The 15,258-nt window shown below is 56.5% G+C and carries 13 protein-coding genes; 2 read left to right on the plus strand and 11 right to left on the minus strand.

The features are described from left to right. Nucleotides 1-27 precede the first annotated feature (27 nt). Entirely contained in the window at nucleotides 28-726 is a 699-nt protein-coding gene (locus ACR0AD_RS14330) for an aspartate/glutamate racemase family protein (RefSeq protein WP_480483566.1), read from the plus strand. A gap of 19 nt (nucleotides 727-745) precedes the next feature. Continuing rightward, nucleotides 746-2,125: an NCS1 family transporter gene (locus ACR0AD_RS14335; protein ID WP_480483567.1), complete on the plus strand. Its 1,380-nt coding sequence runs from the start codon at nucleotides 746-748 to the stop codon at nucleotides 2,123-2,125. Between the two features lie 415 nt (nucleotides 2,126-2,540). On the opposite strand, the gene ACR0AD_RS14340 is transcribed toward ACR0AD_RS14335, so the two are convergent. The 11 genes from ACR0AD_RS14340 to ACR0AD_RS14390 form a co-directional block, all read right to left on the minus strand. Continuing rightward, nucleotides 2,541-4,322, minus strand: a complete 1,782-nt coding sequence (locus ACR0AD_RS14340; protein WP_480483568.1) for a thiamine pyrophosphate-binding protein — start codon at nucleotides 4,320-4,322, stop codon at nucleotides 2,541-2,543. Then, nucleotides 4,322-5,731 carry an aldehyde dehydrogenase family protein gene (locus tag ACR0AD_RS14345; RefSeq protein ID WP_480483569.1) on the minus strand — a complete coding sequence of 470 codons (1,410 nt, stop codon included), beginning with the start codon at nucleotides 5,729-5,731 and terminating at the stop codon, nucleotides 4,322-4,324. Before ACR0AD_RS14345 ends, ACR0AD_RS14340 begins: the two co-directional genes overlap by 1 nt. Then, nucleotides 5,712-6,626, minus strand: a complete 915-nt coding sequence (locus tag ACR0AD_RS14350) for a sugar phosphate isomerase/epimerase family protein (protein ID WP_352996563.1) — start codon at nucleotides 6,624-6,626, stop codon at nucleotides 5,712-5,714. The genes ACR0AD_RS14345 and ACR0AD_RS14350 overlap by 20 nt, the downstream gene beginning before the upstream one ends. A gap of 152 nt (nucleotides 6,627-6,778) precedes the next feature. Continuing rightward, nucleotides 6,779-7,969 (minus strand): Gfo/Idh/MocA family protein, encoded by a 1,191-nt coding sequence (locus ACR0AD_RS14355; RefSeq protein WP_480487961.1) that lies wholly within the window; start codon nucleotides 7,967-7,969, stop codon nucleotides 6,779-6,781. After that, the gene (locus ACR0AD_RS14360) at nucleotides 7,962-8,636 is read right to left on the minus strand and encodes a hypothetical protein (RefSeq protein WP_480487959.1); all 675 of its coding nucleotides are present in this window, start codon (nucleotides 8,634-8,636) and stop codon (nucleotides 7,962-7,964) included. The genes ACR0AD_RS14355 and ACR0AD_RS14360 overlap by 8 nt, the downstream gene beginning before the upstream one ends. A gap of 7 nt (nucleotides 8,637-8,643) precedes the next feature. Beyond that, entirely contained in the window at nucleotides 8,644-9,816 is a 1,173-nt protein-coding gene (locus ACR0AD_RS14365; protein ID WP_480487957.1) for a Gfo/Idh/MocA family protein, read from the minus strand. After that, complete coding sequence (locus ACR0AD_RS14370; protein ID WP_480487955.1) at nucleotides 9,803-10,618, minus strand: citryl-CoA lyase; 816 nt, start codon at nucleotides 10,616-10,618, stop codon at nucleotides 9,803-9,805. Before ACR0AD_RS14370 ends, ACR0AD_RS14365 begins: the two co-directional genes overlap by 14 nt. After that, a complete protein-coding gene (locus ACR0AD_RS14375; protein ID WP_480483574.1) occupies nucleotides 10,615-11,547 on the minus strand; it encodes a shikimate dehydrogenase in 933 nt (310 codons plus the stop codon). The genes ACR0AD_RS14370 and ACR0AD_RS14375 overlap by 4 nt, the downstream gene beginning before the upstream one ends. Beyond that, nucleotides 11,489-13,375: a bifunctional sugar phosphate isomerase/epimerase/4-hydroxyphenylpyruvate dioxygenase family protein gene (locus tag ACR0AD_RS14380; protein WP_480483575.1), complete on the minus strand. Its 1,887-nt coding sequence runs from the start codon at nucleotides 13,373-13,375 to the stop codon at nucleotides 11,489-11,491. Before ACR0AD_RS14380 ends, ACR0AD_RS14375 begins: the two co-directional genes overlap by 59 nt. Then, nucleotides 13,375-14,670, minus strand: a complete 1,296-nt coding sequence (locus tag ACR0AD_RS14385; protein WP_170753386.1) for a TRAP transporter large permease — start codon at nucleotides 14,668-14,670, stop codon at nucleotides 13,375-13,377. The genes ACR0AD_RS14380 and ACR0AD_RS14385 overlap by 1 nt, the downstream gene beginning before the upstream one ends. Further along, nucleotides 14,667-15,242: a TRAP transporter small permease gene (locus tag ACR0AD_RS14390; RefSeq protein ID WP_480483576.1), complete on the minus strand. Its 576-nt coding sequence runs from the start codon at nucleotides 15,240-15,242 to the stop codon at nucleotides 14,667-14,669. Before ACR0AD_RS14390 ends, ACR0AD_RS14385 begins: the two co-directional genes overlap by 4 nt. Nucleotides 15,243-15,258: the final 16 nt, after the last annotated feature.

Consider the following 15,258-nt stretch of genomic DNA (forward strand, 5'->3'; position numbering starts at 1 on the left):
ACAATTTATATCGTCAAGGGAGATCACATGGAAATTCTAGTTGTAAACCCCAACTCTACTGAATCGATGACACGCAAGATCATCACGTCCGCCCAGGCGGCCGCGAGTGCCGGTGTCGTGATCAGAGGCGCTACCGCGCAAGGCGCACCGGCGAGTATCGAAGGGCATTTCGACGAAGCGATGTCAGTTCCCGGCCTTCTGTCCTGCGTGCAAGCCGCAGAAGACCAGCAGGTCGATGGCATTGTCGTTGCTTGTTTCGATGATCCCGGTATCGGCGCTTGCCGCGAGATCGCGACGGGCCCTGTCATCGGAATCTGCGAAGCTGCGGTGAAGGCGGCGAGCATGCTTGCCACCTCGTTCTCGGTCGTCACCACTTTGCCGCGGTCAGTGCCCATCATCGAACACATGATCCATGGCTATGGCCTGTCGCATCAATGCCGGCGGGTTCGGTCAGCAGAGATCCCTGTTTTGGCCTTGGAAGAGCCCGGCTCGAACGCGCGCGAAAAGATCCGCGAGGAAATCCTGCGCGCGATTGAGGAAGATCGTTGCGAAGCAATTGTTCTGGGATGTGCGGGGATGGCCGATTTGACCGCGTGGCTCAGCGAAGAGACCGGCATTCCTGTGATCGATGGCGTGAGCGTGGCAACCCGCATGATCGAAGCGCTGGTCGGTTGCGGCCTAAAGACCAGCAAAATCAATGCCTACGCCCGGCCAAAACTAAAATAACCTGTCATCGGAGGAGAAAATGACAATCAAATCAGACACGGCCGACACGGTCGCTATGTCGCACGACGATCACGTAACCCATATCGAACACAAGGCGATCGGGGAAGAGAGCCTGGCACCGCAAGAGACGCGGATCATGGACCCGTGGTCCTATCTTTTCGCGTGGCTTGGCGGATGTGTTTCCATCGGAACATTTACTATCGGGTCGGGCTTGGTCGGTACGCTGAACCTCCTGCAGACCTTTGTCGCTATCGCCATCGGCTGCACGGTGATCGGGCTCGCGCTAATGATCAACGGTCAGGCCGGTCACAAATATGGCATTCCGTTCATGGTACAGGCCCGGTCCGCCTTTGGCTTTGCGGGCACTCGGATTCCGGCGCTGGTGCGTTCGGTTCCCGCTATCGTCTGGTTCGGGTTCCAGAGTTGGATCGGCGCGGGCGCACTCAACCTCGTGTCGGAAACGCTCCTCGGTTATTCGAACATGTGGGCGTTCTTTATCGGCTTCCAGTTCCTTCAGATCGGTCTTTCGGTGCTTGGGTTTCACGGGATCAAGTGGCTCGAGAATATCGGATCGATCTTCATCATCGCGTCGCTGATCTACATGTTCTTTAGCGTCATCAACAAATACGGCGAAGAAATCTCGACCAATCTGGTAAATGTCGAGGGCACCTGGGGTGCACCGTTCTGGGGGGCAACCATGCTCTTCCTTGGGATCTACAGTACGATGATGCTGAACGTATCGGACTATTCGCGCGAATTGCGTCGGAGCGTTGGGCCGCTAAGGCAGGTCGCGATCTATGCCAATTCGATCCTGCCGGCGACACTTTTTATGGGCCTCATTGGGCTGATGGTGTCCGGTGCTACCGGTGAAGTTGATCCAATCAAGGTGTTTTCGAGCGCTGTCGACAACAAGCTGCTGCTGGTCGTAACGCTCCTGTTCATTGCTTTTGCTCAGGTCACAACGAACATCCTGAACAACGTCGTCCCTCCCGCCTATGCGCTGATGGATGTCTTCAAGATCAAATTCAAAACCTCTGCAGTGATCGTCGGCTTGCTCGCCTTCTGCACTTTCCCGTGGGAACTTGTAAAAGATGAGTCCGCGGCAGGCCTGAGCATTTTCATTCAGACCTACTCGGCTTTCCTAGGTCCCATCTTCGCGATCCTTGTCGTCGATTACTTCGTGCTGCGCAAACAGACGCTTGATCTTGACAAGCTCTATGATCCGGAAGGCCCCTATAACGGCGTGAACTGGGCTGCCGTGATCGCCATGGGTGTCGGAGTTGTCGCGGCCCTGATCTTTTCGGGGATCTCCTGGTACGCAAGTCTGATCCCGGCGGGTCTGACCTACTACGTGCTGATGCACCACCTGCCGAGCGCGAAAAGGTTTCTCGACGCATAGTCGATGACCCATCCGCCAAAAGAAGGCTCGCGTCATTGCGGGCCTTCTTTCTTAGGCATTTACTGCTCGCCGCCATCAAAAAACAGTCACGTACCGGGTAGCTAATAAGCGCCTTGGCCTAAACGACGCGCCCGGCCCTAGGCTGCCGTTGGCTGCCTGTTGGTGATGCTGCGACGCATCCCGTCGTATCTGCCATTCGCTGCGAGAGAGAAAACTTGGACGCTAAGAACGCACATACTTCAGCGTTATTGCAATTTGACATTATCTCACGTGCTTCGTTGAGAATAACTAACCAACAAAAAAGTTCAGACACACAACAACGATGACCGCGCCGCGACGGAGCTGTTGATATTTGCTCGAACACGGATGAGCATTGACACAAGAAACTGGGCGCGTTCAGACGCGCCCAGTTTCGTCAAGTCGCGACGTGAGATACCTCTTTGTCCGGTGAGTATATGTCCAAGATGTTCCAATGTCCGGTCGTTGGTGTTGGGTTGTTGATCATTGGGACATCAAGAACGGTTGGTTTGCCGCTGGCGATTGCCGCTTCCAATGCGGGCAACAATTCATCAGCAGCACTGAGCCTGTGCCCTTCTGCACCATAAGCTCTTGCAATATCCGCATAACCCGGTCCGTTTGCAGGAGCTGCGGCTGATCCAGGGAACGTGGTCCCGTATGTCAGACCGTAATGCGCCTTTTGAAGGCCCGCGATAGTGCCGAAGGCGTTGTTGTTCATAACCAGCCAGATGATGCCCAGATCAAGCTCGACCGCGGTTGCCAGCATCGACGGGTTCTGACCGAACCCCCCATCGCCAACAAGACTTATCACCACACGGTCAGGGGCTGCCAGTTTTGCGCCGATCGCTCCCGGAGGGCCAAAGCCCATCGTCGCGAATCCACCCGGGGTCAGGATTGAACCGGGTGCCAGGATATCAAATTGTTGTCCGACGCCGTTCTTGTTCCATCCCACGTCCGTAGTGATAATGGCATCCTCGGGCAGTGCCTTGCGGGTATCTGCCAAAATACGTTCGGGCATCATCGGAAAGGACGACGAGGTCGCCATGTCCACGTTGCGCGCTTTGAAGTTCGTTCGGAAGTCGGTGATCTTCTGTTCCAGCGCGGGGCGTTTGAAGCCCTCAGGATACATCTCGCGGGCAACTCGGTTGACGACGCGCAAAGCGGCCTTGGCGTCAGCAACGACTCCGATCTCGGTGGGATAATTCCGTCCAATCTCTTGCGGTTCAATGTCGATATGGATGACCTTTGAGCCAGGAATGTTGAACGTGTAACCAGGATACCAGCTGGAGCAATCGGCCTCTTTGAACCGGGTTCCGACAGCAAAGATGTAATCCGCATTCAGGCAAGACTGGTTGACCAGCTCGGTGCCCCAAAACCCGGTCATTCCCAGCACAAGCGGATGGTCGTCGCGCAGTGCGCCTTTACCCATCAAAGAATGCGCGACTGGTAGGCCCATGTGCTCCACAAAGGCGCGTAATTCCTCGCTGGCCTGTGCCAGTAGAATACCACCACCGACATAAGCGACCGGACTTTGAGCCTGCGCCAACGCTTCGACAATCTCTCGCGCTGTTTCATCGTCAATCGACGGTTTTTTGAGCGCGCGCGTGTTGTCGCGGATACGGTCGAAACTGTCCGAGGGGATCACCTCGGAGAAGATGTCCATCGGCACGTTGACCAGCACTGGCCCGGGCTGGCCGCTTTCGGCCAGATGAAACGCCTTTTCCAGAATTTCGGCCATCAGGTCTGCCCGATCGACCCGCCAGGCGCGTTTGACAAAGGGACGATAGATCTCCCACTGGGCGGCGTCTGCATGGAGGTTCACTTCCTGATGTGGATGTTTACCGTAGTAGTGCGTTGGAATGTCGCCCGCGATCACGACCATCGGGATACAGTCCAGTGCGGCGTTGGCGACCCCGGTTGCACAATTGGTCAGCCCCGGGGAGAGATGGGACAGCACCACCGAGGCCTTGCCCGTCACGCGGGCATATGCGTCCGCTGCGTGGCTGGCGATTTGTTCGTGCCGTACGGTGACGAAATCGATGGGGCTTTCCGCCAACGCGGCCAGAACCGCGATATTCGTGTGCCCGCACAGGCCAAATACATGCTTGACCTCGCGACGTTCGAGAAAGTCGACGATGTGTTCGGCAACGGTTTTGCCTTCCAGTTTCGCTCCGTCCATCACGCGACCTCCTGTCCGTAGAACTCACCGAACAGGTCCGGCTCCGAGGGGCGATCCTCGGGGATGGGACGGCTGACCCAGGTGTAGTTCATCATGTGTTTCATGGTGACATTTTCATTGGTAATGTTGCCGCCCCAGATGCCGCAACCTAGGCTGCTGGTCATAGGCATGCCATTGGTCCAGGCACCCGCATTGGCCTTGGACTGAGGCTGTCGCACCATCATGCGGCTGACCGGAGCCAGGCGCGCCAACCGGTCGATGTGATCGTCATTGTGGCTGTAGATGCCGCAGGAATGGCCCTTGCCTCCGGTGTTGTAAATCTGGCTGACCGTTTCCAGCGCGTCATCGAAAGTGTCAAAGTGATATAGCGCCATCAGCGTGGTCAGTTTTTCCTTCGAGAACTTGTGCTGCGGCCCGATTTGCCCCTGATTTTCAACCATCAGGAACTTGCGATCTTCGGGGATCGAGAAACCGGCGACCTTGGCCGTTTGCTGAGGCGGACAGGCGATAGTCGGGAAGGTACGGTTTCCTTTCTCATCCCACATGGCAGCTTCGAGCATGGCCTTCTCTTTGGTCGAACACAGGTATCCACCTTCGGCCTCAAGCGCCTTGACCATATCGTCGTAAACCGAGCGCTGGATGATGATGTTACCGTCGGCCGAACAACCCGAACCAAAGTCAGACGTCTTGGAAATTCGTGTGTTCTGAGCGGCGATGTCCAGGTCGGCAGTCTCATCGATGACGATGGATGAATTGCCCGCGCCGACGCCAAAGGCCGGGCGCCCTGAACTGTACGCCGCTTTGACCATGGGCTTGCCGCCCGTTGCCAGCGTCAGATCACAGATCTCCATCAAATGTTGCGTCAATGGGATCGACGGTTTGCGAATGGATTGAAACAGATCCTCGGGGGCATCAGCGGCACGGCAGGCCGCTCGCATGACCTCGACCATCTCGAAGGTGGTATGAGCGGTTCGCGGATGCGGACTGAAGATAACAGCATTCCGGGCGTTGGCGGCGGAAACACCGGTCACCGGTGGTGTCATCGCTGGATTGGTCATCGGAATCAGAGATGCGATCACACCGGCAGGCTTGGCATATTTTACCAGACCCTTTTCTTCGTCTACTTCGACGATCCCGGTCGATGGTGTCCGCAAGACGTCACGCAACACCATGTGAATCTTAAATCGCTTGGCAGGACGCCCTTCGCGATCTCCGATACCGCTTTCGTCCACGCCTTGCTGGGCCAGACGCGTGAAGGTTTTCTCGTTCCCCGCATACCATGCAATGGCCTGAGACAGGCGGTCCAACCTGCCCTGATCCCAATCCTCGATCTCGGCCATGGCAGCGCGGGCGCGTGCCAGCATATCGGCCGCCATGTTGCGGTCGTTTTCAGTGAGCTCTTTGCCCATGATGATCCTCTTGGTGTTTTGGAATTGCAGCATCGGGCATACGACGCTGTGACCGCGCCTCGCCGAATGTTCGCTTGGCGTGGCTGAGACAGCGACGCGCGTGTTCTTCATATCCCAACTCGGCCACGCGGCTTTGGTTGGGCAGTTCGATGGAATAGTCGACGGGTGGCATCCGTTCGATGATGCCTGTGAAATCGATCCATCCCTCACCGGGATATAGCCGCGCATCGCGGGCCAGTTGGATCATGCCCTCACGCGTATCGGCGATGCCGGGCAGGCAATCAGAGATATGCAGGAAGTGAAACAGGTCCGAGGGAACGTGCAACAGCTCACCAAGATCTACGCGGCTGAGGTGCAGGTAGAGCGTATCGACCAGAATACCGCCGTTGGGCTGATCAGAGGCGCGGACAATGTCCAGTGCTTCATCCAGCGTGCGCAAGCGGGAGAAGCTCGGGAACTCCAAGTCCACCGTTAATCCGTAGGGCGCTGCCAGTTCGCAGGTTTCGGAATAGACGTCGATCAGAAAATCACGATCATCGCGGGTGTTTGTCCACGCGCTCATAATCATGCGTTTGGCGCCCAACTCCCCGCCAATCTCAAGAGAAGGCTCAAAACTGCGTGGATCGACATCTTCGGTGATGCGTGCAAGCTCGACATCAAGGACCTTCAATCCGGTGGTAGAGAGAGCCGTTTTGGTGGCCTGCACCTGTGCCTTGTCGATTGGGGATTGAGTGAATTCGCCGGGCACATGCATCGGAATGAATCGGGGGCTGACGGCATCGTAACCGGCCCGTGCGGCGATATAGACCAACTCGGGCGGCGTACAGCCAATCAGCGTCAGATGCGCCAAGGAATAGAGAGAGGGGCTTGCGCCAGCCTCTTCGGGTTTCACCATGAACGACAGCTCCACGTGTCTGCGAATCTAAAATTCATCACACGTAGTCAAAAATATCTGATATTTTTTAAAATATCAACTTCAATACTTAACAGAAATGAAAACGCCCGGGCAACGCCCCGGGCGTGTATTACATTCGTGTAGGCAGACCCTTAGAGAGTGACCCAGTCCCCTCCGGACTGGTGAGAGCGCACAGAGGCGTCAATGAATCGAACACCGTCTGCGCCTTGTTCGACACTGGGATAAGCAAGCCAATCGGCCGGAACGGTTACGCCATCCCGACGCGCGGCTACGGCCATCGCAAGTTCCGTATAGAGGTTGGCCCAAGCTTCGATAATCCCTTCAGGGAAGCCGCGCGCGGTACGGATCAAACGTTCTGCGCCGGGTCCGATACCATGCCCGAGACCTCGGCTGATGATTTGATCCGGTTCACCAAACCGATTGAATTTCAGCCGCTCCGAGTTCTCTAGGTCCCACTCGAGGCCTCCTTCGTTCCCGAATATGCGCAGGCGCAACCCACCCCGGTTTCCGGGGGCAAGGCGTGTTGCCATCAAGGTTCCGGGGACTTCATTTTGGTAACGGGTGAACATGAACACCGTGTCTTCCAAAGGCTTTGGCGCGCCGCAGACATGAAACTCGGCCCGCAGGTCGGTCAAGGGCAGGCCGGAAACAAAACTGGCGAGATGCGCGGCATGGGTGCCGATATCGCCGACACAGCTGGTTGGACCAGAAATCTTGGGGTCCAGCCGCCACTTTACATGAGGCGCATCGGCCACATCTTCGGGCGTCATCCAGTCTTGCATGAACTCGACATGGATCTGGTTGATTTTGCCGATGCCCCCGTCGGCCACGATCTGCTTGGCCTGCCGTATCACCGGAAAACATGACATCACATAACCGACAGCAAAGATGTGTCCCGTGCGCGCGGTAATCTCCTCAAGCCCTTCGGCCTCGGCCACTTCGTTGGTCAGGGGCTTGTCGCACAACACGTCAATGCCCGCTTCCAGAAACGCTTTGGCCACGCCGAAATGAACGTGGTTTGGGGTCGTGATCATGACGGCATCTACGCCATCTGGGCGCGCCGCCTCGGCCTGTGCCATCTCCTCGAACGACGCGTAGCACCGGTCGGCCGGCAGGAACCACTCGACCCCGCGCGCCTTGCTGCGCTCGGTATCTGAACTGAGCGCGCCTGCGGCGACCTCCCACCGGTCGGTCATGCGCGCAGCCGTTGCTTGCGTGTCCGAGATCCGTCCTCCACCAACAACGCCCAGCCGCAAACGGCGAGACAACCGGGGGAAAGGGCCGTCGAACTTCAGGTCTTCGGGTAAAAGTCTCTCAGCCATTCTCAACCTCCGCTTCCGGGACCCGTACGCCCTCGGGCAGTATCTCCACCGCCATGAAGATACCGGGGGTGATCGTCTCGTATTGATGCCAGGGATAATTGCCTTCGGCGTCATACATTGGTTTGTGGGTCGTGCCCGGGGCCATGAATTCTTCGAGATACAGGGTCTCGACATCCCGTTCGCGACATTGCTGCATTTTGCCGAAGCCAACGATCTGCGTATGCACTTCGCGAAACCCTGGTACCGGGCAGAACGGATGATCCTTATGCAATCCGACATTCAAAGGGACCGAGCCGGAATGGTACATGGTCAGTCCAACGTTACCCACGAAGACCTTCGGCGACATGTAGTGGCTGACGCCACGCAGACGCTCCTCTTGGCGAACATCAAAAGCAGATGGCCATGTATCTTTCACCCATGCGAACAACTCGTTGTCATTGGAATGGGCGTCGAAACCGTGGACAATGACTGCACGTTCCACGCCGCTAAGCGTGCTGTCTTGCACGATCACAGAGGAAAGCGGTGCAATGGTCTGATCCTCGACAGAGAGATTTCGCCCCCCAAGGTTAAGGACGATGGCGCGACCCTCGATAGAAAATCTGCGCTCGTCAGTTATGTGCTGGACACCAAAGAATGGCTGGGCAAAGTCGAGTGTCTCAATCGGCATGGACCAGCTACTTCCTCTCATCGTTAAGGAAATCGACCGGCAAAGGCTCCGGAGCCGCGCAACGGCTTTCTATCGTCTGATAGGCACCGAATTTCGGTGCCCGCTCAATTGCGTCCATGACCTCGAAAACGTGGTAAGCAAGCGCTCCACTTGCACGGGGTTGGCGTCCTTCTTGTGCCGCCAGGGCGAGGTCCAAAAGACCGAGCCCGCGGCTATCTTCGTTAAACCCATGTCTGTTTTCAACAACCTGCCAGTCTTCACGACCGGTTGGACGGGGCTGATGAGACCAGCGTGAGGTCTCCCGCGTTTTCAGCCAGACATCCCCCTGAAACATGTTGGCGCCATGAACCGGGTCAGGGTCAGGGATACTGATGGTGCCGTTTTCACCATAGATCTCGAACCGCGGAGTTTCGCTGTCCCAGACGTCGAAGCTCATGGTCATCGACCCTATTGCTCCGGAAGAGAACTGCAGCAGGCTTAGGGAGTGCGTGTCCACCTCGACATTCATCCATTCGCCGTTGCGAGGGCCGTTTTCGATCATCCTTTTGTCAAACGTGCGCCGAGCCATTCCGGCAACGCGGTCAACGGGACCAAGGCAGTAGATCATAGCGGTCAGGTAGTACGGCCCAAGGTCCAGCAATGGCCCACCACCCGCCATATAGTAGAAATCCGGGTTGGGGTGGTGGCGCTCCGTCCCGTGGGTCCCGACATGGGCAAAAATCCCTGTTGGTTTCCCGATAGCGCCTTCATCGATCAAGCGCCGAACGGTCTGCCAACGACCGCCCAGAAACGTGTCGGGTGCGCAACCGACCAGTAGCCCCTTTTCAGTGGCAGTGTGCAGGATCGCCTTTCCGTCCGTTCGATTCATAACCAGCGGCTTCTCGGAATAGACGTGCTTGCCGGCCTCCAACGCGCGCAAACTGATTTCCGCATGCGCCGCCGGAATTGTCAGATTCAGAACGCAGTCAATCGTCGGATCGTCAAACACTTCATCTGGTGTGCAGGCCTGGGCGACACCGTATTGATCCGCTTTGGCGCGGCTTTCCGAAGGATCAAGGCTTGCACAAGCCACGACCTCGACGTTTGAGAATTTGGATAGCGTTTTTAGATAGATATCGCTGATACGACCACAACCGATAAGGCCGACCCGGAAGGATTTCGATGTCTCACGTGTCATCATTCCTGTCTTCGTAGAGAGGTAAGTAATTCGGGGGCATGGGCCCTTTGTTGCGGCCACCCTGGTTCATCTGCTCCCAAGCGTGGGCGAGTATTCCGACCGAGCGGGACAGGCAGAACAGCCCCCGCGACAAGGGCGCGGGAAAGCCAAGTTCGCAGAAGATCACAGCTGTCGCGCCATCAATATTCATGGCAATTGGCCGACCGCCGCGTTGACGGCCGAGTTCAGCCTGAACCTCTTCTCCGATATCAGCAAAGCGACCCGAAACAGTGCCTTCATCTGCCGCATCACGAACAAGTTGCATCAGCCGGGGCGCGCGCGGGTCGACGGGCTTGTGAAAACGGTGGCCAAAGCCCGAGACGATCTTGCCGTACGTCTCGCGCCAGCTGTCCAGACCGTCCTGAACAGCATTAATCAGCGATGCCCCAGCATTCACGCGTTCCGAGATATCATAGTACAGCTCGGCGCATTGTTCGCCTGCTCCGCCATGCACATCGCCCAGCATGTTCACCGCAGTCGCCATCGCATTATTGAGACCTACCCCGCAGGTGGCAGCCATGCGCGCCGCCGCGATTGAGGGGGCCTGTGGGCCGTGATCCACGCCTGCGACCAAAGCGGCTTCGAACAGACGCGCTTGTGCGTCGCTGGGCAGATCGCCCCGCACCATCAGCCAGATCATCTGCGGGAAAGAAACGTTCCCGATCAGATCCTCTATTGCGTTGCCACGAAACGCGATCTTGCCGGGTTTCATGTCAATGATGGATGTGCGCCACCATTGGCGGATTGCTTGTTCGTCGTTTGTCATACCGTTGCACCTCTAAACTCGCGCATGCGCTGCTGACGAAGTGAATCGAAAACGTTTTGAAGGCGACTGATTGAGGCGGTGCAGCCGGTGAAGATTTCAAAAGACGCTGCAGCCTGATGAACCGCCATTCCAGCACCATTCATCACTTTCAACCCAGTTGCGCGGGCCCTGCTCAGTAGGTGTGTCTCAAGCGGGAAATATACGATGTCTGCCACCCATGCATCGGGCCGCAACAGGGATGGTTCAATGACTGTTCCGGGGTACTTGTCCATTCCAAGTGGTGTTGCGTTGACCACTCCGTCCACAAGTTCGATCCGATCCAACGAAATCGAAGGGGAACCCTGAATCTTTGCGTAAGGGCGCAAGACCTCTAGTCGACTGACCAGCGCCTGCGCTCGGCGGAGGTCAGGATCAATAATCTCCAGGTCTCGAACACCTGAATCAAGCAAAGCCAAAGAGACTGCACTGCCCGCGCCACCAGCACCAAACATGAGAACCGTTTCAGTCTTCGATGATCCCAAAGAATCTCCGAAGGCACTGTGGAAACCTATGTAGTCGGTGTTGTGGCCAACCATTCGGTCGTCACAAAAAACCACCGCGTTGACAGCTTGAAGCTCCTCAGCAGTCTTGGAAAGCTCATCAAGATGATCAATGACTGATGCTTTGTAGGGATGCGTCACGTTGACCGCCGCGCAGCCTAATTCAACGGAATAATGCAGTAAATCAGCGACCGACATTCCACGAAATGGCTCTTTTGCAGTGTCGATCCTACCGTAGCTCAGATCGATACCCTGCGCCCGACCTTCTGCCTCGTGCATCTCAGGCGTCATGGAGCCAGCAATACCTTGGCCGATTAGTGCCGCCTTCATTTCAGGTTGTTCCTTCCGCCATGTGGTGTCGCGCTTGGGCCGCCAATCGGAACGCAGCATTGCGCGCGCCATAGCCGGAATAGCCAGATCGGCGCTCAACAATTTCAAAGAAGAAGCCGTTAAAGATAGGTCGGCTGTAGATCTGAAAATACTCGGAACCCGCTGCGCGGTCGTAGAGAATGTTATCCCTGCGCATTTGGGCGATCAGGTCTTCACTTAACCCGAATGTCGCTTGCAGATCAGCGTAGTAGTTTTCTGGGATGGACAGGCTGGGAAAGCCGGACTTCCGCAATTGGGCTGAGGTTTCAAATATGTCGTCCGACTGGAAGGCTATGTGCTGAACACCGGCACCAAAACCGTCTTCAAGGAATGAAGCCGCCAGTGTTCGACGCCCAACTGCACCATTCAGGTTTAAACGCACTTCGCCCTCGGGGCTCTCGATGGCTTGGCTTTGCACAACACCTGAAGGGTCGGCAACGTTCACGATCGGAGATTTTGCCATCTCAAAAGTCGAAATGTAATAGAGCAGCCAGCTTTGCATCTCATCGTTACGCATCGTCTGCGCCAGATGGTCGATGCGGCGCAGACCAGCAGGCTGGATCGCTTTGGTCTTGGCGACTGGCTCGAACTCGATGTCCCAAACCCGATGCAGATCGGATTTCTCATCTATGAAATGGACAACATTGCCACCAACACCTCGGATGGCCGGGATGTCCAGTTCCCCAGTCCCTACCGGCTGTGAGAAATTCGGCGCGCCCAACGCGGTCGCTCGCTGAACCGTCTGATCCGCATCTTTGACACGCAACCCCATGTCACACACGGAGGGGCCGTGACCCAGGAACGCCGAATGGGCGAAACCTTCCTTTTCGGTATTTACAACGATGTTTATCGCGCCCTGCCGCCACAGCTCGACGGACTTGGTTACGTGTTTTCGCTCCATTCGAAAACACATTGCTGACAGCATATCTGCCAGCTGCGCGCCGCTTGTTTCGTCGGCTGTAAATTCGACGAATTCGAAGCCTGACGCATAGACGCGTTCCGGCAGGTCCGGGATGCCGAAATCTGTTCCCGGTTCGGTCCGGGAAACCTCATCTAACAGGTTCACCAGCGACCTGTAGCTGTCTCGGGCCAGTGTCAGGCCACCGGGTTGAGGAGCTGCTTCATTGACACGCGCAATAGACCAAGGCCCCTTGTACCCAGCGCGGGACAACACCCGCACAAAGCCCGCAAGGTTCAGCGACCCAAGCCCCGGCAGAAGCCCAAAGTGCCGTTTGAGCCTGCGAATATCCATCTCAAGTCGGGGTGCATCGGATAGCTGCACATGGAACAGCCGATCTCCGGGAATGTCCCGAAGGCGGGCTGGTTTGGACCCGTCGGCAAGCGAGAAGAAGGAATTCAAGGCCAACCCCAAATAAGGGCTGTCGATAGCTTCAACGACGCCTAACGCCTGTTCATCCGAGTGAATAAGATCCGACCATGGCAAGCCCATATAGGCCAGACGCAACCCCAATGCCTTTGCTATTTCGGCCGCCTCGCCAAGATCTGCGATTACCTGTTCTTCGGTCGCAGCGGCATCGACCTCGAATGCGGACCCGATTAGCAGCAGATCCGTACCCAATTCGCTCATCAGGTCGAGTTTGCGCTTCAGTCGATCAAAGGCGCGCTCCCGTCCGCCGCCAGACTGACCTTCAAGGTTATGGAAAGGTTGCAGCAGGCAAATCTTCAGGCCGAGATCTGATGCAATGTTCCGAATTTGCGATGGCGGCCCGTCAAAAGCGGTCAAGTCCGGTTCGTGTAATTCGACACCCCCGAATCCCGCGTCAGCGATAGTGCTTAGTTTTTCGGCCAGATCACCGGGGATCGACGTTGTCGAAACCGAGAGGCACATTATCCCTGATATCCAAACATACGCGGCAACCACAGGACCAAATCAGGCATCAGTATCATGATCACCAGGGCGAAGATGAGAACCGCGAGGAAGGCCCAGATTTCCGAGATGATTTCGCGTAGCGGAATGTCCGTCACGGCGTTGATCACAAAGAGCAGAATGCCATAGGGCGGCGTGATCAGACCGATCATCGAGTTCACGACGACCAGCACCCCGAAATGCACCAGATCAATCCCAAGCGCCTCGCAGGTTGGAATGAACAGGGGCACAATCACCAGGATGATCGTTGTTGCGTCTAACACGCATCCCAGCGCGAGGATCAGCAGGTTTACGAGGATCAGGAACACAATCGGGCTAACATCGGAACCCTCCAGCAGCGCCGAGATAGACTGCGGTATTTGTTCCTGGATGACGATGAAGTTCAGAATGAACGCGCCACCAATGACAACCCCGACGGCTGCGGAAGAGCGCGCACTATCGACGAACACCTGATAAAGGCCGCGGAAGGTCAGCGCTCGGTAGAACAACGCTGCCAGTAGCAGGGCGTAGAATGCAGCTACGGCGGCAGCTTCAGTCGGAGTGGTGACGCCCCCATATATGCCGTAGAGCAGGATTGCGGGCATCAGCAGTGCCGGAAATGCGTTGGCGGTTTTAGCCGGCAACTCGCGCAGTGGAACAGGTTCTTCCAATGCAAAGTTCCGCTTTCCGGCCAGATAATAGTTCATCGCCATGAGGACGACGCCCATGATCAGGCCCGGCAGAATACCGGCTAGGAACAGCGACCCGATGGAGGCCTTGGAAACGAGCGCGTACAAAACCATTGGGATAGAGGGCGGAATAATAGGGCCGATCGTTGCCGACGCCGCCGTGATTGCAGCTGCGTAGCCTCGGCTGTAGCGGCCATCCTTGGTCATCATTTCAATGATGATCTTCCCGATCCCAGCAGCATCCGCGACGGCCGAGCCGGACATACCCGAAAAGATCAGTGACGCTACCACGTTTACGTGCCCGAGGCCGCCCTTGAAACGACCGACAGCAGCGACGCAGAAGTTCAAAAGACGGTCCGTGATCGATCCAGCGTTCATGATATTCGCGGCGACGATGAACAAAGGCACGGCAAGCAGGATCGTGCTTTTGTAAAAACCTTGCAGGATCTTCTCGCCCGCGAGGGCGACGTCCAGTCCGGCCGTGCCCAGGTACACTAATGAGGCCAGGAGGATGGAATAGCCGATAGGTGTCCCGATGCCTGCCAGAAGAAAGAGAGCGAGCAGGCAGGAAAGAAGTTCAAAACTCATTTCTTAACTTCCTCATCCTTTTCGACGTCGACACGGGGATGATCGTCAACCACGTTGTACCCAACGACCAGTTCCAACTCTGTCTTTGGTGGGCCATTGCGCATGACGTCGAAGAATAGCCACGCGTAGCGCGCTGCGACGACCAGCATGAATACCGCGTAAATCGAGAATACTGTGCGCAGCGGAATCTTCTCACCGGAGAACGGATTGCGGACAGTCGATGTCTTGCGGATTTTCATCCAGTCGATGTAGTCCCACGTCGGAAGGAAGCTGTAGAGCATACCGACTACGATCGCTGCGGCCGCCAGCATCGCAAAGACCTGCCGTACGCGCATCGGCACCGAAAGATAGATGATGTCGAACTTCACGTGATCCCGTTCGCGCACGATGAAAGCGCAGCTGAAGAAAATCACCCAGACCCAAAGAATGCCGATCAATTCCAGCGTCCAGCCTGCTGGGGTGAAGAAGTACCGTAGTAGAATTTGGAGAAGGAAGATAAGGAAGATTGCCGCCAGCATCCCGCCGGCAATCGCTTCGGTCAGTCGGGAGAACCCCTTCATAAAGGCCTTCATTATGGTTCTCCCTCCC

The sequence above is a fragment of the Ruegeria sp. BH8 genome (assembly GCF_056538065.1).

Coding starts and splice junctions, on each gene's coding strand:
- ACR0AD_RS14330 (WP_480483566.1), top strand. CDS start 28: ATGGAAATTCTAGTTGTAAACCCCAACTCTACTGAATCGATGACACGC.
- ACR0AD_RS14335 (WP_480483567.1), top strand. CDS start 746: ATGACAATCAAATCAGACACGGCCGACACGGTCGCTATGTCGCACGAC.
- ACR0AD_RS14340 (WP_480483568.1), bottom strand. CDS start 4,322: ATGGACGGAGCGAAACTGGAAGGCAAAACCGTTGCCGAACACATCGTC.
- ACR0AD_RS14345 (WP_480483569.1), bottom strand. CDS start 5,731: ATGGGCAAAGAGCTCACTGAAAACGACCGCAACATGGCGGCCGATATG.
- ACR0AD_RS14350 (WP_352996563.1), bottom strand. CDS start 6,626: ATGGTGAAACCCGAAGAGGCTGGCGCAAGCCCCTCTCTCTATTCCTTG.
- ACR0AD_RS14355 (WP_480487961.1), bottom strand. CDS start 7,969: ATGGCTGAGAGACTTTTACCCGAAGACCTGAAGTTCGACGGCCCTTTC.
- ACR0AD_RS14360 (WP_480487959.1), bottom strand. CDS start 8,636: ATGCCGATTGAGACACTCGACTTTGCCCAGCCATTCTTTGGTGTCCAG.
- ACR0AD_RS14365 (WP_480487957.1), bottom strand. CDS start 9,816: ATGATGACACGTGAGACATCGAAATCCTTCCGGGTCGGCCTTATCGGT.
- ACR0AD_RS14370 (WP_480487955.1), bottom strand. CDS start 10,618: ATGACAAACGACGAACAAGCAATCCGCCAATGGTGGCGCACATCCATC.
- ACR0AD_RS14375 (WP_480483574.1), bottom strand. CDS start 11,547: ATGCTGCGTTCCGATTGGCGGCCCAAGCGCGACACCACATGGCGGAAG.
- ACR0AD_RS14380 (WP_480483575.1), bottom strand. CDS start 13,375: ATGTGCCTCTCGGTTTCGACAACGTCGATCCCCGGTGATCTGGCCGAA.
- ACR0AD_RS14385 (WP_170753386.1), bottom strand. CDS start 14,670: ATGAGTTTTGAACTTCTTTCCTGCCTGCTCGCTCTCTTTCTTCTGGCA.
- ACR0AD_RS14390 (WP_480483576.1), bottom strand. CDS start 15,242: ATGAAGGCCTTTATGAAGGGGTTCTCCCGACTGACCGAAGCGATTGCC.